This window comes from Jiangella anatolica (genome assembly GCF_003236295.1).
Classification (GTDB): domain Bacteria; phylum Actinomycetota; class Actinomycetes; order Jiangellales; family Jiangellaceae; genus Jiangella; species Jiangella anatolica.
The window spans coordinates 1-24360 of sequence record NZ_POTW01000043.1 but is presented as its reverse complement, the minus strand read 5'-3'; the positions used below and the strand labels follow the sequence as shown (position 1 = coordinate 24360).

Sequence of the window (24360 nt, the reverse complement as noted above, 5' to 3'; positions counted from 1 at the left end):
CCATGGCTGGCAACACCGGCACACCGGGCGCGACGGTCGCCGGCCGCGTCATGGCCGTGCTCGGCGCCTTCGACGAGCAGCACCGGCGGCTGACGCTGACCGACATCGCCCGCCGGGCCGGGCTCCCGCCGCCGACCACGCACCGGCTGGTCGGCGAGCTGGTGCGCCACGGCGCCCTGACCCGTGACGGCGGCGACTACGTGGTCGGCCGCCGCCTGTGGGACCTCGGGCTGCTGGCGCCGGTCCGCTCGACCCTGCGCGAGGCCGCCGCGCCGTTCCTCCACGACCTGTACGCGGCCACGCTCGCCACGGTCCACCTCGCCGTGCGCGACGGCGACGAGGTGCTGTACCTGGACCGGCTCTCCGGCCGCGCGTCGGTGCCGGTGGTGAGCAACGTCGGCTCCACCCTGCCGGCACACGCCACGGGCGTCGGCAAGGTGCTGCTGGCGCACGCCCCCGAGCACGTCCGCCGGCGCGTCCTGGCCTCGCTGCGCCCCGTCACGCCGTACACGATCACCCAGCCCGCCGTCCTCGCGGCCCAGCTGGACCGCGTCCGGCGCGACGGCTACGCGACGACGCACGAGGAGATGACGCTCGGTGCCTGCTCGGTCGCCGTGCCGGTGCGCGACGGCGACGAGGTGGTGGCCGCCGTCGGCGCCGTCGTCCGGAGCCTCAAGCGCGACCGCGGCCGGCTCACCACCGCGCTCCAGGTCGCGGCGCAGGGCATCTCCCGTCAGCTGCGCGTGGTGTCGGCGAGATAGGCCCGCCAGCCGCCGTGGCCGGTGATGTCCAGGGCGCCCTCGATCGCGACCGGCTCGCAGCCGAAGCCGGAGACCAGGCGGCCGTCGTCGAGCCGCACCGCGCCGATGCCCATCGGCTGGGGCAGGCCGGCCACGAAGGCGCCGAAGCCGGTCGCCGGCAGCCGCCACAGCTCGCCCGCGACACTCGCGCCGCCGGCCGCGACCCGGGCCAGGCCGGGCTTCGGCGGCGTCGTCGGCAGCGCGTACAGCCGGTAGGACGGCGCGGTGCGCACGTCGGCGACGAAGCTGCCGCCGGCCGAGACGAGCTGGTGGTTCAGCGGCTGACCGCGCAGGTGCGCGCCGACGACCAGCAGCTCGACCGGTGGCGCCGCGATCCGCTCCGCGAGCTGCGCGAGAGTGCGGTCGGCGAACGGCGCGCCGGTGAGCATCACGCCGAACGGCAGCCCGGCGACCGCGCCGGCCGGGACCGCGAGCGCGCTGCGGTCCAGCAGGTTCGCGAAGTTCGTGTAGCGGCCCAGCCGGGCGTTGGCGCCGACGGGGTCCGCGGCGACCTCGGCGAGCGTCGGGTGCCCGGTGGTCGTCGGGGTGAGCAGCGCGGCCGTGCCGGCCAGCCGCGTCAGCCCATCCAGGGCGAGCCGGTCCAGCCGCTCCCGGTCGCGGACGTAGTCGACGGCGCCGGCCTGCCGGCCGGCGAGGACGATGGCCGCCACCGTCGGGTCGAGGTCGTCGCCGACGAGCTCGGGGTGCGCCGCGATGAAGTCGCCGACCGCCACCGTCCGCTCGGCGACGAACGCGCCGCCGTAGAGCAGCGCCGCCGCCTCGAGCAGTGGTGCGATGTCCACCTCGACGATCTCGGCGCCGGTGGCCGCGAGGTCCTCGACGACCCGGCCGAAGGCCTCGGCCCAGCCGTCGGCCAGGCCGTCGAGGTGCTCGGGCGCCGGCACGGCGACGCGCGGCGCGGCGTCCAGCGCGGGCGCCGGCCGGTCCGGGCGGGCCAGCGGGTCGGCGCCGTCGGGGCCGCTCATCAGCTCGACGGCGCGCCGGGCCAGCGGGAGGTCGCGCGCGAACACCGTCACGCAGTCGAGCGTGCGGCAGGCCGGGACGACGCCTGTCGCCGGCACGAGGCCGCGGGTCGGCTTGACGCCGTGAACGCCGTTGAGGGCGGCCGGCACCCGGCCGGAGCCGGCGGTGTCGGTGCCGAGGGCGAGGTCGACGATCCCGAGCGCCGTCGCGACGGCCGAGCCGGAGCTGGACCCGCCGGAGATGCGCTCGGGATCCCAGGCGTTGCGCACCGCGCCGAACGGGCTGCGGGTGCCGACGAGGCCGGTGGCGAACTGGTCGAGGTTGGTCTTGCCGATCACGACGGCGCCGGCCGCCCGCAGCCGGGCGACAGAGGTCGCGTCGGCGTCCGGGTCGTAGGCGTAGGCGCGGCTGCCCGCCGTCGTCGGCAGCCCGGCGACGTCGATGTTGTCCTTGACGGCAGCCACCGTGCCCGCGAGCGGAAGCCGCTCCCCCGCCGCGGTCCGGCGGTCGACCGCCGCGGCCTCGGCGAGCGCGTCCGCCTCGTCGCGCACCGTGATCCAGACCTCGGGCCGGCCGGCCTCGCGCAGCCGGCCGTACGCGGCGTCGACCGCGTCGACGCTGGTCACGGCCTCGTCACGATCATCCGCAGCGGCGTGCAGTTGAAGTCGTTGCACGGGTTGTTCATCTGCGGGCAGTTCGACACGACCACCAGCACGTCGCGCTCCGCGCGCAGCGCCACCCGCCGGCCCGGTCCGGACATCCCGTCGACGATGCCCAGCGAGCCGTCGGCCTCGACCGGCACGTTCATGAACCAGTTGAGGTTGGACACGAGGTCGCGCACACCCAGCCCGTGCCGGGCGCCCTCGGCGAGGAAGTTCTCGCGGCAAGCGTGCTGGTAGGCGGTGTGGTGCCCGTAGCGCAGCGTGTTGGACTCCTTGCCGCAGGCGCCGCCGATGGTGTCCTGCCGGTCCACCTCGTTGCCGGCCACCGCCATCAGCGGCCGGCCGAGGTTGCTGCGCAGCACGGTCCCGGTGCGCACGTAGACGTTGCCCTGCCAGGCGATCGTGTCCGCGGCGCTGTACCGCTCGGCGGTGTCGTCCGCGGCGTAGAGCAGGCAGTCGGCGGACTGGTTGCCGCCCACGTCGACGATCGTCAGCACGTCGGCGGCCGCCACCACGCCCGACCACGCGGCGCGCGGCGCCACCCGTTCGTCGAGCACGACCTCGCCCGGCACCAGCGGGCCGGACCAGTCGAGCGGGCTGTCCGGGTCGTGCACGGGCCGGGGCGGGACCGTGGTCGTGATGCTCATCGCTGCTCCTTCGCGGTCACAGCCCGGCCAGGCCGGCATAGGCGATCGTGTTCCGGTAGGCGCGCTCCCGCTCCGGCGTCGCGGCCGCGACGTCGTCGTCGAGGCCGGTGGGCCGGGAGCGCCAGGCGTGCACGCGCAAGGGACCGGCGACGTAGTCCGGGCGCGGGTCGCGCGGGTGCGGCGCGTTCGCGATCAGCACGACGAGCGGCAGCTCCGCGAGCAGGTCGACGGACCGGCCCGGGCCGGCCGAGCCGGTCCACTCCAGCGCGCCGTCCGCGGCCACGCGCACACCCTTGAAGAACGACACGGCCGGCGGCAGGTCACGGGACTCCAGCCCGTGCCGGGCCGCGGCCAGGCGCAGCAGCGCGTGCCCCGACGGGGACGGGCCCTCCGCGGTCGCGTCGCCGTACTTCGCCTCGTTCCAGGCGTCGCTGCTGGCGCCGCAGAACGCGTCGTGCCGGCCGGAGGTGTCGGCGACGATCGTCGCGAGCACGCGTCCGTCGCCGGACAGCAGCGGGTGGCCGGCGCCGAGGTAGGCCTGCCACGGGATCTTCTGCGTGTCGGCGACGTTGAGCCGCTCCCCCGGCTGCGCCGCGTTGTGGACCAGCACGCTCGCGCAGGCCTCGCCGTCGACGTCCTCCAGCCGCAGCCGGGTGCCGCGCGCCACCCGAAGGTGCGTGTAGCCGCCCGGCGCGACGGTCTCCGCCCAGGTCAGCGTGTCCGGGTCGACCCCGTCCGGCGGGTACGGCGTCGTGTTGGCGGGCAGGTAGGGCATCCAGTCCGAGACCGACGCCCGGCCCCGCGCGTCGGCGCGGGCCTGCCCGACGTTGGCCAGGCCCTCCGCTCCGAGTCGTCCGGTCGTCATGGGGTGACCTCCGTGGTGTCGATGGCGGGCCGGTCGAGCAGCCGCCGTGGCTCCCCGACGAGCATGCGGTCGAGCCGGTCCGCCGGGACGCCGCCGTCACGCAGCGCCGGCACGATCCGGGCCAGCAGGTGGCCGTAGCCGTGGCCCCCGTACGTGCGCAGCTGCGCCTTCGTCCACAGCGAGTGGCCCAGCACGTGCCGCGACCCGGGCTGCTCCGCGCAGAACCGGGTGAAGAACTCCAGCCGCTGCGCGTCCGAGGGGTTGTGCACGCGGCCCTCGTGGACGTCCTCCGTCCCGAAGCACATCTCGAGCACCGCGCCGGCCGCCGCGAGGTCGGCCCAGTAGGCGGCGTCCATGAACTCGTCGGCGTTGGTGAACACGACCCGCTCGGCCGGCAGCCCCTCGGCCGCGCACAGCCCGAGCACCTCCAGCCCGCGGGCGGCGTCGGGGTCCAGCCGGACCGTGACCGCCGCGCCCGCCCGCACCGCGGCGCGGGCGGCGGCGCGCAGCGTGGACCGCTCCTCCTCCGGCAGGTCCGCCGTCGTGCCCATGATGCCGAGGATCCCGGCGCGGTAGCCGGTGCCGGGCACGCGGTCGAGCAGCGCGCCGGCCAGGTGCCGCTCCAGGCCGTCCTCGTCGAGCTCGGCGAGCCAGCCGGGCAGCGTGCGGCGGATGTAGGCGCCGTAGCTGCAGACGATGGTCATGCCGGAGCGTCGCGCGATCTCGGGCAGGCCCGCGTGGTCCGGCCCCAGGCCCCACGAGGTGTCCTCGACCAGCGCGCGCTGGCCGAGGCCGACGGCGTGCGCCAGCTCCACCATGGCGACGTCGGGCTCGTCCAGCCGCAGGTTGTCGGCCAGCGCGAGCATGTTGGTACGCAGGTAGTCCCGGGTCTCCGGGCCCACCCGGTCCGACGCCGGGCCGGGCGCGGCGCCGTCGCGGCGCAGCGCGGAGGCGTCGCTGAGCACGTGGTCGTGCATCGACGTGACGCCCAGCCGGTCGGCGGGGACGGCGCCCAGAACGGTCTCGATCACACCGGCTCCCCGCGCGTCTCGACGGCGGCGACCAGCTCGAACACGTTGCCGCCGGACAGGCTCGCGACGCCGATGCTGGCCGACGTCCCGCGGCCCACGTCGTCGCCGAAGACCTCGGCGAACAGGTCGAGCGCGCCGTTCGCGACGAGGTTGACGTCGCTGAACTCGGGGGTCGTGACGACGAAGCAGAGCGTGCGCACGAACGCGGTGACCTCGTCCAGCGACCCGGTGGCCAGGCGGATCAGGCCGAGGACGTTGACCGCCGCCACGCGCGCCGCCTGGTAGCCCTGGTCCGGCGTCACGTCCGCGCCGACCCGGCCCGGGAACACCTTGGCGCCCTGCCGGTCCTCCGGCGTCATGCCGCTGATCGTCACCGTGCGGCCGGACCGGTGGAAGGCCTTCATCGGGCTGTACCGCTCGCCGTAGGGCGGGTCGGCATAGTCGGGGATCACCAGGCCCAGCTCGGCCGCGCGCTGTTCGGGGGTCGGGATCGTCGTCACAGGGCTCCTCCGGCTAGAGTGGATCCATTCTGGATGTTATCGGATACACATGAGCAATGGGAGGGTCCATGACCGGTGCGGAGCAGAGGGCCCGCGAGCTCGGGCTCGACATCCCCGACTATGCGGACCCGCCCTACGGTCACCGCTACGGACCCGTGAAGCCGTTCCACCGCATCGGCGACCTGCTCCAGCTCGGCGGGATGACGCCGGAGAACCGCGCGGGCGAGCGGCTGCACCCCGGCGTCGTGGGCGTCGACGTCACCGTCGAGCAGGGCTACGCCGCGGCTCGGCTGACCGCGATCCACACGCTCGGGATGATCCGCTACGCGCTCGGCTCGCTCGACCACGTCGCGAGCCTGTCCCGGGCCCTGTGCTTCGTCGTCTGCCCGCCGGGGTTCGAGCCGCTCCACGAGGTGGCCAACGGCGCGAGCGATCTCTTCCTCGAGGTCTTCGGCGCCGACGCCGGCAGCCTGGGCCGCGCGTCGATCGGTGCGACGTCGCTGTCGCGCAACAACTGCTTCGAGCTGTGGCTCGACCTGGAGTGCGTCCCCGAGCCCACCGCAGGATGAGTCCCGGCCGCGACATCACCCGCACGGTCCCGTTCTGGCTCATCTTCGCCGCGTCGGCGCTTGGCGCGATGACGAACGCGGCGAGCACGCCGATCATCCCGGTGTACGTCGAACGCGTCCTGGACGGGGGCACGACACTGTCGGGCCTGGTCATCTCGGTCGCGGCGGTCTCGTCGATGATCGCGATGCCGGCCGCCGGGCTGCTGGGCGACCGGCACGGGTACCGGACGGTCGCGCTCACCGGCGGCGCGATCGCGGCCGCCGGGATGGTCGCGCTCGCGCTGCTGCCGTCGCTGTGGGGCGCCGGTCTCGGCCGCATCCTGTTCGGCCTCGGCAACGCCGCGGCGATGAGCCTGGTCATGACCTGGCTGGTCGCGATGGCGCCGGCGGCGCAGCGGGGCAAGGCGCTGAGCATTTTCGGGCTGAGCGTGTGGATCGGGCTCGCCCTCGGCCCGCAGGTCGGCACCGCCGTGAACGACGCGGCGGGGCCGGTCGCCGTGTTCCTCGTCTGCGCGGCGCTGGAGCTGACGACGGCGTCGCTGATCGCCTTCCTGCCGCGGCCGCCGCGACCGGCGCCGGCCGATGGCGGGGCGGCGGACCGTCCGCGCCGTGCGGTCGCGGCCGGGCGCGCCTTCGTGGCCGTGTGGGTGCCCGGCGTCGTCGCGGCGGTCGCCTGGTGCGGCGAGGGCCTGATGCTGGGCTTCCTCATCGTCCACCTCACCGGCGCCGGCGTGGCGTCCGGCGGCCTGCTCGGCGCCGCGTCCGTCTTCGCCGTCTTCTCCGTCAGCGTCATCGCCGCGCGCATCGCGCTGGCGAACCTGCCCGATCGGATCGGCCCGCTGCGCTCCACGGCGATCTCGCTCTGCGCCCTTGCCGCCGGGCTCGCCACGCTCGCCTTCGCCCGCGACTTCTGGACGGCGGCGATCGGCGCCGCCCTCATCGGCGTCGGCTTCTCGCCGCTCTACCCGTCGCTGACGATGCTCGCGACGCGCGGCCTCACCGTCGAGAACCGCGCCCTCGGCCTGGGCATGTTCTCCGCCTTCACCAGCGTCGGCTACGCCGGCGGCGCCCTCATCGGCGGCCTGGTCATCGCCGCCGCGTCGACCACCTGGGCGTTCGTCGTGGCCGCCGGCCTGCAGCTCGCCGCCCTGGCGATCGTCACGATCTTCGCGCCGCGCGACCCCGCGGCCTGAGCGGTCCTGGGTGGCCCTGCCAGACCCAGGACTCGGCCACACTGCCGCCGGCCCGGCGGAGCTGGTGTCATCGAGAGGTGATAACCACCAGAGGGATGACATGACGAGCACGACACTGACGGCGCCGGCAGTGGCGCTCGGCACCTGGGCCTGGGGCGACAGCGGCGAGGCCGGCGACGGCTACTTCGGCAGCCGGCTGACCGAAGCCGGCCTGCGGGAGGTCGTCGACAAGGCGCAGTCCAGCGGGCTCACGATGTGGGACACCGCCGTCGTCTACGGCATGGGCCGCTCGGAGACGGTCCTCGCCCAGGCCCTGAAGGGCTACGACCGAAGCGAATACCAGCTGTCCACGAAGTTCACGCCGCAGATCGCCGGCGACGGCGACGATCCGGTCGCGGACATGCTGGCGCAGAGCCTCGACCGGCTCGGCACCGACTATGTGGACCTGTACTGGATCCACAACCCGGCCGACGTCGCACGCTGGACGCCGCGGCTGATCCCGCTGCTGCGGAACGGCCTGATCCGGCACGTCGGCGTCTCGAACCACAACCTGGACGAGCTCGCGCTCGCCGACCGGATCCTCGGCGAGGCCGGCTTCCGGGTCGAGGCGGTCCAGAACCATTACAGCCTGCTGTACCGCAGCTCCGAGCGCGCGGGGATCCTCGACCACTGCCGGACGAAGGACGTGCGGTTCTTCTCCTACATGGTCCTCGAACAGGGGGCGCTGACCGGAGCGTACGGCCCGGACCACCCGTTGCCCGACGGCAGCAGCCGCGCCGTCGTGTACAACGGCATGCTGCCGCGGTTGCAGGCGCTGACCGGGCGGCTGGCGACGATCGGCGCGGGCCGAGGCGCGTCCGCCGCCGACGTCGCCACCGCCTGGGCCATCGCCAAGGGGACGATCCCGATCATCGGGGTCACGAAGCCTGGCCACGTCGACGGGCTGAGCAAGGCCCGCGACATCGAGCTCAGCGACGAGGAGATCGCCGAGCTGGAGGCGCTGGCCGACGCCACGGGCGTCGACACGCGCGGCGGCTGGGAGCGCGAGATGTAGCAGGGTCCGCCGTCTCAGGCGGCGACCATGGCGGCGGTGGCGGGCGTCGCGGCGATGACGTGGACGCGCTCGGGGTTGCGGCAGGCGACGCGGGCGCGCTCGCCCACCACGAGCGTCGACGCGTCGATGGACGGGGGCAGGGAGCAGACGACCTTCCGGCCGCCGTCGGTGAGCAGCTCCAGCCGGAACCGGGTGCCCTGAAAGCTCAGCAGGTGGATCGCGCCCTCGACGTGCCAGGCGGGACAGGCCTCGCCGGACGGCACCAGCTCGAGGTCCTCCGGGCGCACCACCGCGGTGCCGTCGACCTCGGCGCCCGCGGCGTCGTCCAGGATCCGGCCGCCGGCCGTGGGCAGCAGGTTCGCCTCGCCGAGGAAGCCGGCGACGTACTCGTCGACGGGGTGGCGGTAGAGGTCCTCCGGCGAGTCCACCTGCACCAGGATGCCGTCGCGCATGATGGCGACGCGGTCGGACATCGTGAGGGCCTCGGTCTGGTCGTGCGTCACCGACACCGTCGTGATGCCGACCTTGCGCTGGATCCGGGTGACCTCGACCTGCATCTGCTCGCGCAGCTGCTTGTCCAGCGCGGCCATCGGCTCGTCCAGCAGCAGGATCCCGGGGTTCGCGGCCAGTGCACGGGCCAGGGCGACGCGCTGGCGCTGGCCGCCGGACAGCGACGCCGGCGAGCGGCCGGCCATGCCAGGCAGCTGGACGAGCGCGAGCATCTCCTCGGCGACGGACTTACGCTCCCTGGCCGGGCGGCGCGCGGCCCGCAGCGGGAACGCGACGTTCTCGCCGACCGACATGTGCGGGAACAGCGCGTAGGACTGGAAGACGACGCCGACGTTGCGCTTCTGCGGCGGCGTCCTCTCCATGCTGACGCCGTCGAACGTGAGGTGGCCGCTGTCGACGGCCTGCAGGCCGGCGATGACGTTCAGCAGCGTCGTCTTGCCGCTGCCGCTCGCGCCGAGCAACGTGACGAACTCGCCGGGCCGCACGTCCAGCGACACGCCCTTGAGCACGTGGTTGTGCCCCAGGGTGACATGCACGTCGGTGATCGAGAGCGCGATGGTCATCGGGTGACTCCTTCCAGCGCCCGCCGGCGCCGCACGGCATTGGTGACGGGGATGATGGCGAGCACGAGAATGGCGAGGATCGAGACGAGCGTGGAGGCCGCCGTCAGCTCGGGCGAGAACGCCTCCTGCGACGCGTTGAGCATCCGCAGCGGCAGCGTCTGCTCGCCGGGCGGCACGAGGAAGACCGCGAGGACGACCTCGTCGAAGACCACGACGAACGCGAACAGCGCTCCCGAGAGCAGATAGGGCAGCAGCGCCGGCAGCTCGATCTTCCAGAGCACCAGCGGCCACTTCGCGCCGAGCGTGCTCGCGGCCGGACGCAGCGCCGGGTCGATGCGGGACATGCCGCCGGAGACGATGACGAAGACGTAGGGCAGGGCGACCAGCGCGTGCCCGACGATCAGCGTCACGAGCGTGCCGCGCAGGAAGCCCAGCTCCATGTTCACGCCGTACAGCCCGACGGCGTAGGCGATCGGCGGCAGCGCGATGGGCACGATGAACAGGGTGCGGATCCACCGCTGCGCCAGCCGGCTGCGCACCCGCGCCAGCCCGACCGCGCCCAGCAGGCCGAGCACCGCGGCGATCAGCGTCGAGAGCGACGCCGTCCACAGCGAGAGACGGAACGAGTCCATCCAGCGGGGGTCGTCGAGCACCTCGGTGTACCACTGCAGCGAGAAGCCCTCGGGCGGGAACAGGATGAAGCTCCCACCGGTCCACGACGTCGCGACGAGGATCACGAACGGGACGATCAGGAGCAGGCTGGCCAGCAGCGCCACGACCACGACGGGGACGCGGTACCAGCCGAGACTGCGGCCGACGGTCGAGCTCATCGCGTCATCCCCACTTCTCGCTGACCCGGAACAGGCGGTCGGCGATGAGGTAGACGATCATCGTCCCGCCCACGAGCAGGATGCTCATCGCGGCGCCGATGTCGGGCCGGTTGGCCTGGTTCATCTGCGCGTTGATGACGCCGGACACCGTCATGTTGCTGGGCCCGCCGAGCAGCAACGGCGTGACGTAGAAGCCCAGGGCCATGACGAAGACGAGCACGCCGCCGCTGAGCATGGACGGCAGGATCTGCGGCCAGGTGACCGAGCGGAACGTCAGCAGCGGGCCCGCGCCGAAGATCGTGGCCGCGTTGAGCTGCTCGCGATCGATCGACTGCAGCGCCGACATCACCGGGAGCACCGCGAACGGCAGCATGACGGCGACCATGGCCGGATACATGCCGATGGTTGTCTGGTACAGCTCCAGCGGCTCGTCGGCCAGGCCGAACAGCCCGAGGAACCAGTGCAGGGCGCCCTGTGGCAGCTCCAGCAGCATCCAGCCGAAGGAGCGCACCATGATCGACGTCCACAGCGACAGGATCAGCGCGGCGAGCAGGCCGAAGCGCAACCACACGGGCGACGCGACGATCGCCAGCGCGTAGGCGGTCCCCAGCACCACGGTCAGGACCATGACGACGACCGCCATGACGATCGTCCGCATGAGCGACCCGGCGAAGGTCGGCACGTCCAGTGCGTCGCCGTACGCCACGCCACCGCCCTCGAACGACTGCGTGACGAGCATCAGCAGCGGGAGTCCCAGCGCGACGGCGAAGAACACCAGGGGCGGCCAGAGCAGCCACCGGGACTCGGCTCTGGACACCCCCAGCGGCTTGCGCACTGCCGGGCTCACCGGGGCTCCCGGCATGGTGATGGTCGGCACGCTCACTTCGTCATGCTCCCGGATCGAGGTTGCGGACGTGTTGCAGAAGCTCACCTGTGCATTCTGTGGATCCAATCTAGCCCTCTATGGATCCTGAAGCGTATCGGTGATGTTACGGCTCCGCAACACCCGTCCCGTTCAGTCCAGGACGGGAGCGCCGGAGAGGAACCGGTCGACGACGTTGCCGAGCAGCCTGGACACCGACGTCTCGCCGTCGTCCCCGCCGAGCGCGCCGGCGAACGCGATCGACCCCGTCGAGAACACCGCGCCGCCGCCCGCACGCGGCACCAGGACGAGGTCGGAGCGCACCTTCGGGTTGCGTCCGCCGCCCAGGACGCGGCTGGTCATGTTGAAGTTCTCGCGCGCCTCGAGCATGTCGTCGCCGTGCCCGACGGACGTCGCCAGAACGACGGCGTCCGGCGACGTGCCGAGCGGCGGGCTGGCGGAGTCGATCTCCAGGCCGGCCGCTCCGCCGGCGACGCCGTACCGGCCGAAGTCGGGTCCGTCGACGCCGTCGAACACCCAGGCGACCCGCGGGTCGTCGGTGGCCCGGCGGTAGCCCGCGGACGCGCCGGGGTTGCCGGCCGCGACGAACCCCACCCCGAACGTCTTCTGCGGTGCCCGGCCGCGGAACCGCCAGATGCCGCCGGGTTCGCCGGTGAAGGACAGGTGGTACTCCCCCGGGTCGGCGCACCAGGCCTGCGTGCCGCCCCAGCGGCGGATCTCGATGACCTGCTCGTCCTGCGGGTCGTACGCCGTCACCCAGTACATGCCGTTGCCACCCAGGTAGAGCAGCCGGCCGCCGCCGGCGACGTACTCCTCGTACGCGTCGAGCATCGGCCCGCTCGCGTACTCCGGGTGCGACCCGGTGAGCACGGCCGCGTACCGCGCGAGCAGGGCGGCGCCCTCGCGCCGCAGGTCGAGGTCGGTCGCGACGTCGTAGCGGCGGCCGGTGCGCTCCAGCCAGTCGACGATCTGCATGTCGCCGGTGAACTGCCAGACCGGCGCGTTGTGGTCGTAGACGCGCTCGCGCATGGTCAGGATCGGCCGGCGCCAGCTGGAGTAGAACACCGGCGAGCCGTCGCCGTGCACTTCGTACAGCGACAGCCCGAGCTCGCGGCGGGCGTTGCGGAACAGCTCGAAGTCGTCGAGCGTGGGCACCATCTGGCTCCACACCTGCGTGCGCGGGCTGTCGACGCCCACGTGGTCGTTGGCGTAGGCGAGGTAGGAGTTGGTCGGCAGCACGAGCAGCAGCGGCGCCGTTGCGGTGCCCGCGGGCGGGCCGACGAACACCGGGACCAGGTCCTCAGTTGTGTCATCGGCCGTGAGCCGGACGGCGTACACCCCGCTGCGCAGGTCCGGCGGCAGCTCGATCCCGGCCTGCGGCCGCCAGCCGCAGTCGGTGAGGTCGTCGCGGTGGAAGTGGATCGCCGCGTACTGGTCCGGCGCGAACCGGGCGTCGGTGACGTCGCCACGCCAGCCCGACGCGGTGACGGCGCGGTGCGGGTGCTGCGCGGTGACGCCGTGCCGGCCGCGGCCGCTGACGTCGGCGACGTGCGTGGTGGCGGCGATCCCGTCCGGCCCGATGCCGGCGCCGAGGTCCCAGGCCGCGACGACCGCGGGGTGGGCCGCCAGCTCGCGGCGGGAGCCGGTCGCGGCCGCGGCGGCGACGATCACCGGGTTCTCGATCCGGCCGTCGAAGCTCAGCTCCGGCTCACGGCCGTCGCGCAGCGACCGGCAGCCCCACAGCAGCGGACCGGGCGCCGGGACGACGGGCGCACCGAGCACGACCGACGCGGTGGCGGGTGCGGCGGGCGGCCGCACGAACCGGTTCGCGGCGAACGTGCCCGCCTGGGCCACCTCGATCCGCAGCCGCTCACCGGGGCGGCCCGGGATCACGGCCCGGACCTCGACCCAGCAGCCCGCGGCCAGCGGCTCGCCGGCCGACAGGCTGACCGGGCCGGACGTCGTGCAGACGCCGACGCAGGCCCGGCCGCTGGGGTCGAGCCCGACCCACCAGCCGGTGCCGTCGGCGGCGTGCGCGATCGCGACCTGCGGGCCCAGCGCCGGGTCGCCGGGCGTCGTCGGCAGCAGCGCCAGCGCGACGACCAGCCCGTCCGGCCCGATCGGCGGGACGCCGCCGAAGCGCGCATACGAGCCGGTGGCCGTGCGCTGCTCGATGCCGGGCGCCTCGACGGGCTCGGCGGCGGGCACCGCCTCGGTGCGCCGCCGGACCCCGGCGGCGGGGATCTCCAGCGCCCGCAGCCGGACCAGCTCGCCGCGCCAGCGCTCGGCGGGGGTGCTGACGTGCAGCTCGACGGTGTCGCCGGGACGGTAGGAGACGCGGCCGGTGTAGCCCATCACCCGCGGCGGGACGACGACCGGTGGCGCCTCCTCACCCATCTGTATAGACCTCGCGCCCGCCGACGACGGTGCGCAGCACGGCCGCCTCGGCGAGCTCGTCGTCGCTGGCCCCCACCGGGTCGACGCTCACCTCGACCCAGTCGGCCAGCTTGCCCGGCGCGAGGCTGCCGCGCACGCCGTCGGCGAAGCAGTAGTAGGCCGAGTCCACGGTCCACATCCGCAGCGCCTCGGCGGGGGTGAGCGCCGAGTGCGCGCCGAGCGGGTCGTCGCGGCCCCGGATCCGCCGGGTCCGCGCCTGCCACATGCCGAACAGCGGCGACATCGGGAAGTCGGGGCCGTCGGAGCCGCCGGCCAGCCGCACGCCGGCGTCGGCCCAGGCGCGCAGCGGGGCCAGCAGCTCGGCCGCCGGGCCGAAGCGATCGGCGATCCCGGCGCCGACCCGCCAGTGCATGGACGGCTGCGTCGACAGGACGACACCCAGCCGCGCGGCCAGCTCCATCGACTCCGCCGACGGCCACAGGTAGGCATGCATGATCGAGAACCGCAAGTCGCGGATGGCGTGGCGCTTGTCCGCCCGCTCCATGCAGTCCAGCACGATCCGGACCGCCTCGTCGCCGACGGTGTGCACGGCGACCGACCAGCCGCGGGCGGCGCAGTGGTCGACCAGCGCCTGGAACGTCTCGGTGGAGCAGACCTGGGTGCCGTGGTAGCCGGGCCGGCCCGGCCAGTCGCGGCCGAGCAGCGCGGTGCCGAAGCCGCCGGTGCCGTCGAAGTACACCTTGAGCGGGCCGACGCGCAGGCGCTCGTCGCCGAAGCCGGTGACCGTGCCGAGGCCGGCCAGGTACTCCTCCGGCGCGACCGCGGTGTCGACGAGGGGCATGGCCAGCGTCCGCAGCGTCAGCGTGCCGCGGGCCCAGGCCTCCTGGTAGACGGCCAGCTCGGCCGGGCTGAGCCCAGGCTCGGCGGCGCCCACGACGCCCAGGCTGTGCAGGTACGTCTGCGCCTCGGCGAGCGCGGCGTGCAGCTCGTCGGCGTCGACCGGCGGGATCTGGGCGAACACGAGGTCGGCGGCGGGCCGCTCGACCAGCACGCCGGTCGGCTCGCCGCCGGCGTCGCGCTCGATGGTGCCGCCGGGCGGGTCCGGCGTGGACCGGTCGATGCCGGCGCGCCGCAGCGCGGCCGTGTTCACGATCGCGTCGTGCGTGCGGCGGTCGAGGTAGAGCGCGGTGCCGCCGGAGACGGGGTCGAGGTCGTGCCGGTCCGGCAGCCGGCCCTCCGCGAGATCCTCGGCGTGGAAGTGCGCGCCGACGACGGCCCAGTCCAGCCCGGGGTGGGCGGCCAGCCAGTCGCGGACCCGCTCGACGACCTCCCGCACCGACCCGGCGTCGGAGATCGTCAGCCGCCGCCGTTCCAGGCCGACGACCAGCGTGTGCAGGTGCGCGTCGATGAAGCCGGGCAGGACCGTGCCCCGTGCCCGCTCGACCCGCGCGGACGGGTCGAGCCCGTGCATCGCGGCGAGGGTGCCGGTCGCGACGATCCGGCCGCCGCGCACGAGCATCGCGTCGGCGAGCGGCCGCTCGTCGTCCATCGTGCGGATCCGGCCGCGGACGATCACCGGATGATCGTCCGCGGCCGGTGCGGTGGTCAGCCCGCCAGCCATTCCGTGTACCAGTTGAGCAGGTCCTCGGTGGCCTCGGAGCGGGCCTTGGAGTCCTGGTAGACGACGGTCTCGTGGTTCGGCGCGTTCACGAGGTTGTCCTGGACGTCCTCGGGGATGAACTCGTACGCGTCGGGGTTGCCGGGACCGTAGTTGGTGCGCTCGGCGAACTGCGCCTGCAGCTCCGGGTCGTGGAAGACCTCGGTGAGCGCCAGGATGTTCTCCTGGTTCGGCGCCTCCTTCGGGATCGCGATCACGTTCGGCGCGACCACCGCCTGGTCCCACGAGACCGTGACGTCCTGGCCGGCGTTGCGCAGCGCCGCGAACTGGCCGCTCGGGCCCATGGCGACGGCCGCCGTGCCGGAGACGAGCAGCTGCTGGATCTCCGGGTAGGACATGTAGAACACCATCTCCGGCCGCAGCTCGTCGAGCTTCGCCGAGCACCGGTCGAAGTCCAGCGGGTACAGGTCCTCGGCGGCGACGCCGTCGGCCAGCAGCGCGATCTCGCAGGAGCTGTCGTAGCTGCCCGGCGTGCCGGGCCAGGCCCGCTTGCCCGGGTAGGTCTCGGTGTCCCAGAAGTCGGCCCAGGTCTGCGGCCCGCCGTCGGGGAAGGTGCTGGTGAGGTACCCCTGCGCGTGCCCGACGTAGAAGGTCCCGAAGGCGTAGGCGCGGATGTCCTCGGGCAGCGCCTGGTCCTGGAACTCCTCCGGGATCTGGATGACGTTGTCCATGTTGGCGTAGACGAGGTCGAGCCCGACGTGGGTGGCGTCGTAGTCGCCCGGCCCGCCGGACATCATCTCCTCCTGCATGGCGTCGTTGACCACGACGGAGGTGACCTCGACGCCGGTGTCGTCGGTGAACGGGCCGAAGTAGATCTCCTGCCGGGCCTCGTTGGTCGGCCCGCCGAAGTCGGACCAGATGATCTCGCCGCTGAGCTCTGCCGCGCCGTCGCCACTGGTCTGCGCGTCGTCGCCGGCGTCGTCGCCGCAGCCCGCGAGCAGGGCGAGGCTGGTCGCCGCGGCGCCGAGCGCGACACCGGCCCGGCGGATGTCCCTGCGTGTGAACGCCTTGGTGCCGCTGCGTGTGAGCGCCATGTCGAACCCCCTTCTCGCGATCTGTGTGGATCCACCATAGCGGGTAGTGGATCCAATTGGGTCACGATTGTGTTACACCTGGCCAGCGGGGCCGCGTCACCACTGACGCAGGCGCTTGGCCGGCAGCAGGTCGGCGGCGGTGACGGCGACGGTGTCGTCGCCGCGCGTCACCCACACGCGCGCCCGCGGCCAGTAGTCGCTGAGCAGCTCGGCGCAGACGCCGCACGGCTCGATCACGTGCTCGGTGCCGCCCGGCCGGCGCAGCACGCTCACCGAGCTCAGCACCGACGGTGCGGCCCCGGAGGTCGCGGCGTACGCGACGACGTTCCCGGCGGCAACACCCTCCGCGCACACCGCGCTGCGCCGCGCCGACCCGTCGACGTGAACGCCCAGCTGCACGGACCCGTCGGCCAGTCGCATCGCGGCGACGACCTCGTGCCGTCCGGCCACGTACACGCGGTCGAGCAGCGCCGCGGCCGCCGCCATCAGCGCGGCGTCGTCGTCGCCCATCTCCGGCGGCCGGGCCAGCGGCGGCCGGCTCATGACCCGAGGCCCAGCAGCTTCGCGTAGTTGCCACCCTCGACGAGCGCGCGGTCGGCCGGGTCGGGGATCGCCTTCGCGATCTTCAGCCGCTCGATGTCGAAGTCCGAGCCCGGCCACTCGGTGCCCATGAGGATCCGCTCCGCGCCGAGCCGGGCGTAGGCGCGCTTGACGTCGGCCATGAGCGTCGCTGAGGTCTCGAGGTACACGTGCGGCTGCCGCTCGGCGACGATGATCGCCTCGGGCACGTTCCAGACCGCGCCCATGTGGGCGATGATCGTCGGCACGTCCGGGTGGCCCTTCGCGATCTCCTCGATGGCGAACGGCGCGCAGAACGGGTCGTCGAGCGCGTTGATCAGCACGACCATCCCGTGCTCCGCGCACCGGCGGAAGACCGGGTCGAGCAGGCCGTGGTCGGCGACGTGGTAGCCGTGCAGGCTGGGGTGCAGCTTGAGGCCCCGGATGCCGGCCTCGGCCAGCCGGGCGATCTCGTCGAGCGCGTCGTCGGCCTGCGGCATGACCTGGCCGAAGCCGATGAACCGGTCCGGGTACGCGTCCTGCATGCCGATGATGAAGTCGTTCTCGATGCGCTGGGACAGCGAGCACACCATGGCCATGTCGACGCCGGCGGCGTCCATGCTGGTCAGGATCCGCTGCGGGTCGAACGGGACGTACGCGGGCGGCTCCTCCCCCGGCCGGGCGCCGGTGAGGTAGTCCGAGCGCCCGCGGACGTCCTGCGTCGTGTTGTACGCGTCGATGATCATCAGCCGGCCAGCCATTCGGTGTAGGTGTCGAGCATCGCCTGCTTGTTCTCCGCCCGCCATCGCTCGTTCCACGGGATGACGAGGCCCTCGTGCTCCGGTGCGTTCGGCAGGGTGGCGGCGAGCTCCGGGTCCAGGCTCTCGAACACCTCGGAGTTGACCGGGCCGTAGCCGGTCCGCTCGACGAACGTCACCTGGTGCTCGGGGTCGTTCATCCACTCCGCGAGCGCCAGCACCGCGTCGGGGTTGCCCGCCTCCGCCGGCAGGACGAAGCCCTGCGGCGTCGTGAACGCCTGGTTCCACTGGACGGTGACGTCCTGGCCGGCATTGCGCAGCGCGTTGAACTGGCCGGTCACCGACACCGCGATCGCGGCGCTGCCGCTGACCAGGAGCTGCTGCACCTCGGCGTAGGACTGGTAGAAGACGAGGTCGTCGCGGATCGTGTCGAGCTTGGCAACGGCCCGCTCGAGGTCGAGCGGGTAGAGGTCCTCGGGCGCGACGCCGTCGGCGAGCAGGGCGATCTCGTAGGACGAGTCGTAGAACGGCGGCTGCCCGGGCCAGGCGCGCTTGCCCGGGTACTTCTCGGTGTCGAAGAAGTCGGCCCAGTTCTGCGGGCCGCCGTCGGGGAAGGTGTCGGTCAGCCAGCCCTGCGCCATGCCGAGGTAGAAGCCGCCCATCAGGTATGGGCGCAGCTCGTCGGGCAGCAGGTCCGACTGCGCATCCGCCGGCAGCTCCTGCGCGCCGTCGGGGTAGTTGATCGGCTCGGCGGCGCTGACCTGGAACACGTCGTAGTCGCCGGCCTCGCCCTCGAGCATCGGGTAGTAGACGGCGTCCTCGATGGGGACGGAGGTCACCTCGACGCCGTGCTCGTCGGCGAACCCGTCGAAGTAGGCGACCTGGCGGCTGTCGTTCGTCGGGCCGCCGAAGTCGGCCCAGATGACCTCGCCGCCGATGCCGCCCTCGGCGGCGGTGTCGTCGCCGGAGGAGCCGCTGCAGCCGGCGGCGAGCGCGGCGGCGGTGATGAGGGCGAGGCCGGTGGCGGCGAGCCGCCGGCCGTGCGGGTGGATGGTCATGTCGGACGCTCCTCTGCAGTGCGGGGGTGGGGTTCCGCAGCGTCGCGGACGTTCTGGAGGTCGGGGTGGCGGTCGACGTGGCCGAGCACGGCCTCGATGCCGGCCGTGGCGCCGAGCAGCTCGAACTCGCCACGGTGGCGGCCGACGACCTGCAGGCCGACCGGCAGTCCCGCGCTGAAGCCGGCCGGTGTGACGACGACGGGGTGGGCGGTGACGGTGAACCGGTTGGCCAGCATCTGCCAGCGGAAGTACCGGTCGTACTCGACGTCGCCGACGCGGTCGACCCATTCCACCTCGGCCGGCGGCGCGACGACCGGCGTGGCCGGCGCGACCAGCACGTCGACGTCGTCGAACAGCTGCGCCGTGCGGCGGAAGACCTCGGTGCGCGTGCGCAGCGCGTCGGCGAGCTGCGCCGCCGTGAGCCGCTCGCCCTGCCGGATGTTGCGCAGCAGGTCCGGGCGCATCGCGTCGCCGTGCTTCGCCGCGGCGTCGCGGCCGAAGGCGAAGAAGTTGAACATCTCGATCGTCTCCCACGCCTCCTCGGCGTCGGCGAGCTCCGGCTCGAAGTCGACGATCGAGTAGCCGGCCGCCGCGAGCGCGTCGCGGGCGGCGGCGTGGACGGCGGCGATCTCCGCGCTGATCGGCACGCCGCCGGCCGTGGCGCTCCAGCCGATCCGCACCCGGTCCGGCCCGGCCGGCGCGACCTGCAGGAAGCGGGCCGGGTCCTCCGGGATCGACATCGGCGCGATCGGGTCCGCGCCGCTCATCGCGGCGAGGCCGAGGGCGGCGTCGAGGCTGGACCGTGCCATCGGGCCGAGCACGCCGTGCGCGGTCCAGCCGTTGTCGGGCCGCCCGCTCGCGACCCGGCCGGGCGCCGGGCGCAGGCCGACGACGTTGCAGAAGGCCGCCGGGTAGCGCAGGCTGCCGCCGCTGTCGGAACCGTCGGCGATCGGCAGCAGGCCGGCCGCGAGCGCCGCGGCCGCGCCGCCGCTGGACCCGCCGGCATGCCGGGCCGGGTCGTAGGGGTTGCGGCACACGCCGTGCAGCGGGTTGAACGTCAGCGTGCCCAGGCCCTCCTCGGGCGTGGCCGTCTTCCCGATGACGATCGCGCCGGCGGCGCGGATGCGCCGGACCATGAGCGCGTCCTCGGTGGCCGGCGGCGCGCCTGCGTAGGCGGCCGACCCGTGGCTGGTCGGGAGCCCGGCGACGTCCATGAGGTCCTTCACCGCGGTCGGGAGCCCGTGCAGGACGCCGACGTCGTCGCCGCGGGCGACCGCGCGGTCGGCCTCGCGGGCCGCGGCGAGCGCGTCCGGCTCCGGGACCATCGAGACGATCGCGCCGATGGTGTCGTTGTGCTCGGCGATGCGGTCGAGGTGGGCGCGCATCACCTCCTCGGCGGAGATCTCCCGGGTGCGGATGCCGCGTGCGAGGCCGGCGGCGCTCCACCAGTGCAGCGGGGTGTCGGTCATGGGGCTCCGTCCGTTCGGTCGAGCAGTGCGGCGGGGCGGGCGACGATGAGGTCGTCGATCCGCTCGGGCGGGACGCCCAGGCGGGCGAGTGCGGGGACGATGCGGCGTACGACGTGCCCGTAGCCCATGCCGCCGTACCGGGTGAGCTGGCCCTTCGTCCACACCGAGCAGGTCAGCGTGACGGCGACGCCCGGGCGGTCGTCGAGCAGCCGCAGCAGGAAGTCCAGGCGCTCGCCGTCGGTGGCGTCGCGGGCGCCGTCGCCGAAGTAGTGCTCGCTGCCGAAGGCGAACTCGACCGTCGCTCCGGTGTCGGCGATCTCGCGCACGTAGGCGGCGTCGAGGACCTTGTCGATGTTGCAGAACAGGATGCGCGACGGGTCCAGCCCCTCGGCGGCGAGCAGCGCCGCGACCTCCGGCCCGCGGCGGGCCCGGGCGTCGAGGCGGATGCTCACGGCCGCGTGCGCCGCGGCCGCGGCCCGGGCGGCGGCCCGCAGCGCGCGGCCCTCCGCCGCGGTGATCTCGTCGCTGGTGCCGAGCAGCCCGAGCAGGCCGGCGCGGAAGTCCGTGCCGGGGATGGCGTCGGTGAGCGCCGTGGTGAACGCGCGCTCCATCTCGGCCTCGGTCTGCCCGGCCCACCAGTCCGGCAGCGTCTTGTCGATGTAGCTGCCGTAGGCGGCGACGATGTGCACCCCGGCCGCGCGCGAGACGGCCGGGAGGTCCGCGTGGCGCGGGCCCATCCCCCAGGACGTCGCCTCGACGATCGTGCCCAAGCCGTCGGCCGCGGCGGCCTTCAGCTCGGCCACGGCGGTCTCCGGCGAGTCGAGCGTGAGGTTGTCGGGCAGCGACAGGTAGCTCCACCGCAGGTCGCCGAGGATCTCCGGGCGCACCGGCCCCTCGAGGACGCCGCCCTCGCGCGTCGGCCGCGTCAGGCCGCGCGCGTCGGTGAGCACGTGCTCGTTCGTGGCGACGCGGCCCAGCCGGGCCGCGTCGACCGGGCCGAGGACGGTCTCGATCATCCGGCCGCCTCGTCGTGCACCGTCCGCCCGCCGACGTCGGTGCGCAGCACCCGCAGCGTGCGCAGGTCGTCGACGGTCACCGCCGTCGGGTCGTCGGACCACAGCGCCCAGTCGGCGAGGCGCCCGGCCCGCAGCATGCCGCGCGACTCCTCGGCGAAGGCGGCGTACGCCGCGCCGGTCGTGTAGGCGGCCAGCGCCTCCTCGACGGTGATCGCCTCGGCGAGGCTGAGCGGCTCGGCCTCGTCGCGCACCCGCCGTGTCACCGCCTGCCACACGAGGTGCCGCGGGTCGAAGGCGAAGAACGGCCCGTCCGAACCGAACGCGACCACGGCGCCGGCGTCGAGCCAGCTGCGCACCGGGTTGGCGCGCTCGGCCCGGTCACCCAGTTTGGCGCGCAGGCCGGCGCCGTTGTGCCAGATGATCGACGGCTGCAGCGAGGCGATCGCGCCGGCCCGGGCGGCGGTCGCGATCGTCTCCGCCGTCGGCTCCAGGTAGCCGTGGATGATCTGGAAGCGGCGCTCGGCGACGGCCGGGCCCACGTCGGCGTACGTGCGGGCGACGAGGTCGATCGCAGCGCCGCCGACGGCGTGCGTGCCCACGCCCCAGCCGTGCTCGGCGCAGAAGCGCACCAGCCGCCGGAAGTCCTCGTCGGAGATCCGCTGCAGGCCGGTGTAGCCGGACTCGTCCCACGGCTGAGCCAGCAGCGCCTGGCCCTTCAGCGCCTCGCCGTCGGCGTAGACCTTGATCGGGCCGATCCGCAGCTCGTCGTCGCCGAACCCGGTGGAGACGCCGGTGCCCTCCAGGTGCGCGATGACGGCGTCGACGTCGGGCGTCGCCGCGGAGCCGGGCTCGAGGTAGGGCATCGCGACGGTGCGCATCGTGAGCACGCCGCGCCGGCGCGCCTCCTGGTAGCCGCGCATCTCGTCGATCGTCGTGGCCGGGTCGACGATGCCGGTGAAGCCGAGCTGGTGGAACAGCCGCTGGGCGACGTCGATGCCCTCGACCCGCTCGTCCAGCGTCGGCGGCTGCCGCCGTGGCCAGTCCTCGTCGTGGAAAGTCCGGCCCATCGTCTCGATGAACTCGTCCAACCCGGCGCCGGCGGGCAGGTGGGCCAGCGCCTTGAGCCCGCCCCGCTGCATGTGCAGGTGGGCGTCGATGAGGCCGGGCAGGATGACGCCGTCGTGCGGCTGCTCCGGTGTCCCCGCGGGCACCGCCGCGCGCGCCTCTTCGAGTGTGCCCACCGCGACGATGCGGTCGCCCGCGACGGCCAGCGCCTCGGCCCGCGGCCGCTCGGGGTCCATCGTCAGCACCGGAGCGACGTGGATCCGCGTCATGCGACCACCGCCTGGGCCGGCTGGCGCGGGTCGGCGGCGGACTCCAGGAACCCGGTCCGGGCGTTGCGGTAGATCGCCTCGACCGCGGCGGCGTCGCGGGTGAAGGCCGGCCAGCGGCGCACGTCGTGCCCGCGCCGCTCCAGCTCGGTGTGGACCGACTCGTCGAACCGGTCCTCGAGGAAGACGTGCGCGGCGAGGTAGTCGAACGGCGCGAACGAGTTCGGGAAGCTCCACGTCGAGAAGCGCGGCGCGTTCACCGCCTCCTGCAGGTCCATGCCGAAGTGGAAGGCGTTGAGGAAGACCTGGAGCATCGCCTGCACCTGCATGTCGCCGCCCGGGCAGCCGAACGGCAGCACGCTGCCGTCGTCGCGCACCGCGATGGCGGGGTTGGGGGTCAGGCGGGGCCGCTTGCCCGGCGCCACCCCGGACGGGTGTGCGGGGTCCGGCCGCGACTGCAGCCCGCGCAGCGACGGCACGATGCCGGTGCCGGGCACCACCGGTGCGGTCGAGGCGCCGTCGGACGGCGTCGCCGAGAACGCGTTGCCCCAGCGGTCGACGACGCAGACGTAGCTGGTGCCGCCCTCGCCGATGTGGCGCACCTCTTCGGCGCTGATCGCGTCAGGCAGCGCCTGCGACTGCCCGAACAGCGCCGGTGGCAGGCCGGCGAAGGCCTTCTCGGGGTCGATGGCGCCCGCCCGGGCGGCGACGTGCTCGTCGCCGAGCAGCCGGTCGAGCGGGACGTCGACGAACGCGGGGTCGCCGAAGTGGTGCTCGCGGTCGGCGAAGACGCCCTTGAGCGCCTCGATGACGACGTGCGCGTACTGCGGGCTGTTGTGCGCCAGGCCGTCGAGACCGTAGCGCTCCAGGATCAGCAGCGCCTCGGCCAGGATCGGCCCCTGGCACCAGGCGCCGCAGGTCAGCAGGGTGAAGTCGCGCCAGCGCGTCTCGACGACCGGCTCGTACCGGGACCGGAACTCGGCGAGGTCGTCGCGGCGCAGGTAGCCGCCGTTGGCCTCGTGGTAGTCCACGATCAGCTCGGCGATCGGGCCCTCGTAGAACGCCGCGCGGGCCGCCTCGAGGCCGGCGACACGGTCGCCGCCGGCCGTCGTATCGGCGTCGATCATGGTCTGGATCGTGCGGGCGAGGTCGGCCTGGACGAACCGTTCGCCCACCCGCGGCGGCCGGCCGCCGGGCAGGTAGATCGCCTCGTTGGCGGCCCACTTCCGGTAGCCGGCCTGCCGCTTGGCGATGCCGTCGGCGAGCAGCGGGTGGACGGCGAACCCGTCGCGGGCCAGCCGCAGCGCGGCGTCGGCGACCTGCCCGAACGTCATGGTCCCGTAGTCGCGCAGCGCGCTGATCCACGCGTCGGGCGCGGCCGGCACGACGGTGCGCAGGATGCCGGTGGGGATCGTGCCGTCGTGCTCGGTCATGAACAGGTCGGCCGGCAGCCGCCGCGGCCAGACCCCGAGCCCGTCGAGGCTCACGGTCGTGCCGTCGGCGAGGCGGATCATGATGGGCGCGACGCCGGCGAAGTTCACCTCGTCGGCGTGCAGCACGGCCAGCGCCATGCCCGCACAGCACCCGGCGTCGACGGCGTTGCCGCCCGCCTCGAGGATCGCGAACGCGGCCGACGAGGCGAGGTAGTGCCCCGACGACGCGGAGTGCCGGGTGCCGAGCAGGGTCGGGTTCGGGGCCAGCCAGCTGGGCGTCATGGAACGCATCGTAGCTTGAGGATCCCATCTCGTCGACATTGGATCCACGCCTGCATTCCGCCGCCGGCCCTCAGGCCGCTGCGAGAGTGCTGCGCCGGCCACCGATGCCCGCGAAACCGCGGGATGCAGACCGGCGCACGCCCGGATCCGTCGCTGTGGCGTGCATCCGCCGGTTTCGCGGGCTCGACTGGCTTCTTCCCGTGATGAGCCCACCCACCCACCTGTCTCTTATTCCCATCTGACGCTGCCGACGCC

At 73.9% G+C, this 24360-nt stretch carries 22 protein-coding genes; 4 read left to right on the top strand and 18 right to left on the bottom strand.

Translation table 11 applies throughout. The features are described from left to right. The first annotated feature begins 2 nt into the window (after positions 1-2). A complete protein-coding gene (locus C1I92_RS17885) occupies positions 3-761 on the top strand; it encodes an IclR family transcriptional regulator (protein ID WP_111256012.1) in 759 nt (252 codons plus the stop codon). Here the strand turns inward: C1I92_RS17885 and C1I92_RS17880 are convergent. Genes C1I92_RS17880 through C1I92_RS17860 form a run of 5 tightly spaced genes read right to left on the bottom strand, consistent with a single transcriptional unit; the run spans position 734 to position 5489 of the window. Next, complete coding sequence (locus C1I92_RS17880; RefSeq protein WP_199521332.1) at positions 734-2410, bottom strand: allophanate hydrolase; 1677 nt, start codon at positions 2408-2410, stop codon at positions 734-736. The two genes, C1I92_RS17885 and C1I92_RS17880, sit on opposite strands and share 28 nt — an antisense overlap. Further along, positions 2407-3093: an urea amidolyase associated protein UAAP2 gene (locus C1I92_RS17875; RefSeq protein ID WP_199521331.1), complete on the bottom strand. Its 687-nt coding sequence runs from the start codon at positions 3091-3093 to the stop codon at positions 2407-2409. Before C1I92_RS17875 ends, C1I92_RS17880 begins: the two co-directional genes overlap by 4 nt. A 16-nt stretch (positions 3094-3109) precedes the next feature. After that, positions 3110-3958: an urea amidolyase associated protein UAAP1 gene (locus C1I92_RS17870; protein WP_111256010.1), complete on the bottom strand. Its 849-nt coding sequence runs from the start codon at positions 3956-3958 to the stop codon at positions 3110-3112. After that, complete coding sequence (locus C1I92_RS17865; protein ID WP_111256009.1) at positions 3955-4989, bottom strand: phosphotriesterase family protein; 1035 nt, start codon at positions 4987-4989, stop codon at positions 3955-3957. The genes C1I92_RS17870 and C1I92_RS17865 overlap by 4 nt, the downstream gene beginning before the upstream one ends. Continuing rightward, positions 4986-5489, bottom strand: coding sequence for a RidA family protein (locus tag C1I92_RS17860; RefSeq protein ID WP_199521330.1), 504 nt, complete (start codon positions 5487-5489; stop codon positions 4986-4988). Before C1I92_RS17860 ends, C1I92_RS17865 begins: the two co-directional genes overlap by 4 nt. A gap of 68 nt (positions 5490-5557) precedes the next feature. On the opposite strand from C1I92_RS17860, the gene C1I92_RS17855 reads away from it, so the two are divergent. From C1I92_RS17855 to C1I92_RS17845, 3 genes are all read left to right on the top strand, one after another. Next, the gene (locus tag C1I92_RS17855) at positions 5558-6058 is read left to right on the top strand and encodes a RidA family protein (RefSeq protein ID WP_111256008.1); all 501 of its coding nucleotides are present in this window, start codon (positions 5558-5560) and stop codon (positions 6056-6058) included. Continuing rightward, positions 6055-7251, top strand: a complete 1197-nt coding sequence (locus C1I92_RS17850; protein WP_111256007.1) for an MFS transporter — start codon at positions 6055-6057, stop codon at positions 7249-7251. Before C1I92_RS17855 ends, C1I92_RS17850 begins: the two co-directional genes overlap by 4 nt. 100 nt (positions 7252-7351) lie before the next feature. Continuing rightward, on the top strand, positions 7352-8305 hold the full coding sequence (locus C1I92_RS17845) for an aldo/keto reductase (RefSeq protein WP_111256006.1): 954 nt from the start codon (positions 7352-7354) through the stop codon (positions 8303-8305). Positions 8306-8319: 14 nt separating this feature from the next. Here C1I92_RS17845 and C1I92_RS17840 read toward each other — a convergent pair whose 3' ends face one another. The 13 genes from C1I92_RS17840 to C1I92_RS17780 form a co-directional block, all read right to left on the bottom strand. Then, entirely contained in the window at positions 8320-9378 is a 1059-nt protein-coding gene (locus C1I92_RS17840; protein ID WP_111256005.1) for an ABC transporter ATP-binding protein, read from the bottom strand. Further along, positions 9375-10208 (bottom strand): ABC transporter permease, encoded by an 834-nt coding sequence (locus C1I92_RS17835; RefSeq protein WP_111256004.1) that lies wholly within the window; start codon positions 10206-10208, stop codon positions 9375-9377. The genes C1I92_RS17840 and C1I92_RS17835 overlap by 4 nt, the downstream gene beginning before the upstream one ends. Before the next feature lie 4 nt (positions 10209-10212). Beyond that, positions 10213-11091: an ABC transporter permease gene (locus C1I92_RS17830; protein WP_111256003.1), complete on the bottom strand. Its 879-nt coding sequence runs from the start codon at positions 11089-11091 to the stop codon at positions 10213-10215. 132 nt (positions 11092-11223) lie between these two features. After that, a complete protein-coding gene (locus tag C1I92_RS17825; RefSeq protein WP_111256002.1) occupies positions 11224-13488 on the bottom strand; it encodes a N,N-dimethylformamidase beta subunit family domain-containing protein in 2265 nt (754 codons plus the stop codon). Further along, positions 13481-15109: an amidohydrolase gene (locus C1I92_RS17820; RefSeq protein WP_111256001.1), complete on the bottom strand. Its 1629-nt coding sequence runs from the start codon at positions 15107-15109 to the stop codon at positions 13481-13483. Before C1I92_RS17820 ends, C1I92_RS17825 begins: the two co-directional genes overlap by 8 nt. After that, a complete protein-coding gene (locus C1I92_RS17815) occupies positions 15094-16200 on the bottom strand; it encodes an ABC transporter substrate-binding protein (RefSeq protein ID WP_111256000.1) in 1107 nt (368 codons plus the stop codon). The genes C1I92_RS17820 and C1I92_RS17815 overlap by 16 nt, the downstream gene beginning before the upstream one ends. Positions 16201-16296: 96 nt before the next feature. Continuing rightward, the gene (locus tag C1I92_RS17810; RefSeq protein WP_111255999.1) at positions 16297-16743 is read right to left on the bottom strand and encodes a cytidine/deoxycytidylate deaminase family protein; all 447 of its coding nucleotides are present in this window, start codon (positions 16741-16743) and stop codon (positions 16297-16299) included. Then, complete coding sequence (locus tag C1I92_RS17805; RefSeq protein WP_199521329.1) at positions 16740-17519, bottom strand: amidohydrolase family protein; 780 nt, start codon at positions 17517-17519, stop codon at positions 16740-16742. The genes C1I92_RS17810 and C1I92_RS17805 overlap by 4 nt, the downstream gene beginning before the upstream one ends. After that, on the bottom strand, positions 17504-18574 hold the full coding sequence (locus tag C1I92_RS17800) for an extracellular solute-binding protein (RefSeq protein ID WP_111255998.1): 1071 nt from the start codon (positions 18572-18574) through the stop codon (positions 17504-17506). Before C1I92_RS17800 ends, C1I92_RS17805 begins: the two co-directional genes overlap by 16 nt. Beyond that, entirely contained in the window at positions 18571-20043 is a 1473-nt protein-coding gene (locus tag C1I92_RS17795) for an amidase (RefSeq protein WP_111255997.1), read from the bottom strand. The genes C1I92_RS17800 and C1I92_RS17795 overlap by 4 nt, the downstream gene beginning before the upstream one ends. Then, positions 20040-21059 carry a phosphotriesterase family protein gene (locus C1I92_RS17790; RefSeq protein ID WP_111255996.1) on the bottom strand — a complete coding sequence of 340 codons (1020 nt, stop codon included), beginning with the start codon at positions 21057-21059 and terminating at the stop codon, positions 20040-20042. The genes C1I92_RS17795 and C1I92_RS17790 overlap by 4 nt, the downstream gene beginning before the upstream one ends. Next, positions 21056-22393: an amidohydrolase gene (locus C1I92_RS17785; RefSeq protein WP_111255995.1), complete on the bottom strand. Its 1338-nt coding sequence runs from the start codon at positions 22391-22393 to the stop codon at positions 21056-21058. The genes C1I92_RS17790 and C1I92_RS17785 overlap by 4 nt, the downstream gene beginning before the upstream one ends. After that, the gene (locus C1I92_RS17780) at positions 22390-24105 is read right to left on the bottom strand and encodes a gamma-glutamyltransferase family protein (RefSeq protein ID WP_199521328.1); all 1716 of its coding nucleotides are present in this window, start codon (positions 24103-24105) and stop codon (positions 22390-22392) included. Before C1I92_RS17780 ends, C1I92_RS17785 begins: the two co-directional genes overlap by 4 nt. Positions 24106-24360 lie beyond the last annotated feature (255 nt).

Bases quoted from the DNA above. Each gene is read 5' to 3' on its own strand.
- C1I92_RS17850 (WP_111256007.1), top strand. From the start codon at position 6,055: ATGAGTCCCGGCCGCGACATCACCCGCACGGTCCCGTTCTGGCTCATC.
- C1I92_RS17825 (WP_111256002.1), bottom strand. From the start codon at position 13,488: ATGGGTGAGGAGGCGCCACCGGTCGTCGTCCCGCCGCGGGTGATGGGC.
- C1I92_RS17805 (WP_199521329.1), bottom strand. From the start codon at position 17,519: ATGGCTGGCCGGCTGATGATCATCGACGCGTACAACACGACGCAGGAC.
- C1I92_RS17815 (WP_111256000.1), bottom strand. From the start codon at position 16,200: ATGGCGCTCACACGCAGCGGCACCAAGGCGTTCACACGCAGGGACATC.
- C1I92_RS17810 (WP_111255999.1), bottom strand. From the start codon at position 16,743: ATGAGCCGGCCGCCGCTGGCCCGGCCGCCGGAGATGGGCGACGACGAC.
- C1I92_RS17885 (WP_111256012.1), top strand. From the start codon at position 3: ATGGCTGGCAACACCGGCACACCGGGCGCGACGGTCGCCGGCCGCGTC.
- C1I92_RS17840 (WP_111256005.1), bottom strand. From the start codon at position 9,378: ATGACCATCGCGCTCTCGATCACCGACGTGCATGTCACCCTGGGGCAC.
- C1I92_RS17875 (WP_199521331.1), bottom strand. From the start codon at position 3,093: ATGAGCATCACGACCACGGTCCCGCCCCGGCCCGTGCACGACCCGGAC.
- C1I92_RS17785 (WP_111255995.1), bottom strand. From the start codon at position 22,393: ATGACGCGGATCCACGTCGCTCCGGTGCTGACGATGGACCCCGAGCGG.
- C1I92_RS17780 (WP_199521328.1), bottom strand. From the start codon at position 24,105: ATGACGCCCAGCTGGCTGGCCCCGAACCCGACCCTGCTCGGCACCCGG.
- C1I92_RS17855 (WP_111256008.1), top strand. From the start codon at position 5,558: ATGACCGGTGCGGAGCAGAGGGCCCGCGAGCTCGGGCTCGACATCCCC.
- C1I92_RS17790 (WP_111255996.1), bottom strand. From the start codon at position 21,059: ATGATCGAGACCGTCCTCGGCCCGGTCGACGCGGCCCGGCTGGGCCGC.
- C1I92_RS17870 (WP_111256010.1), bottom strand. From the start codon at position 3,958: ATGACGACCGGACGACTCGGAGCGGAGGGCCTGGCCAACGTCGGGCAG.
- C1I92_RS17795 (WP_111255997.1), bottom strand. From the start codon at position 20,043: ATGACCGACACCCCGCTGCACTGGTGGAGCGCCGCCGGCCTCGCACGC.
- C1I92_RS17845 (WP_111256006.1), top strand. From the start codon at position 7,352: ATGACGAGCACGACACTGACGGCGCCGGCAGTGGCGCTCGGCACCTGG.
- C1I92_RS17820 (WP_111256001.1), bottom strand. From the start codon at position 15,109: ATGGCTGGCGGGCTGACCACCGCACCGGCCGCGGACGATCATCCGGTG.
- C1I92_RS17835 (WP_111256004.1), bottom strand. From the start codon at position 10,208: ATGAGCTCGACCGTCGGCCGCAGTCTCGGCTGGTACCGCGTCCCCGTC.
- C1I92_RS17800 (WP_111255998.1), bottom strand. From the start codon at position 18,574: ATGACCATCCACCCGCACGGCCGGCGGCTCGCCGCCACCGGCCTCGCC.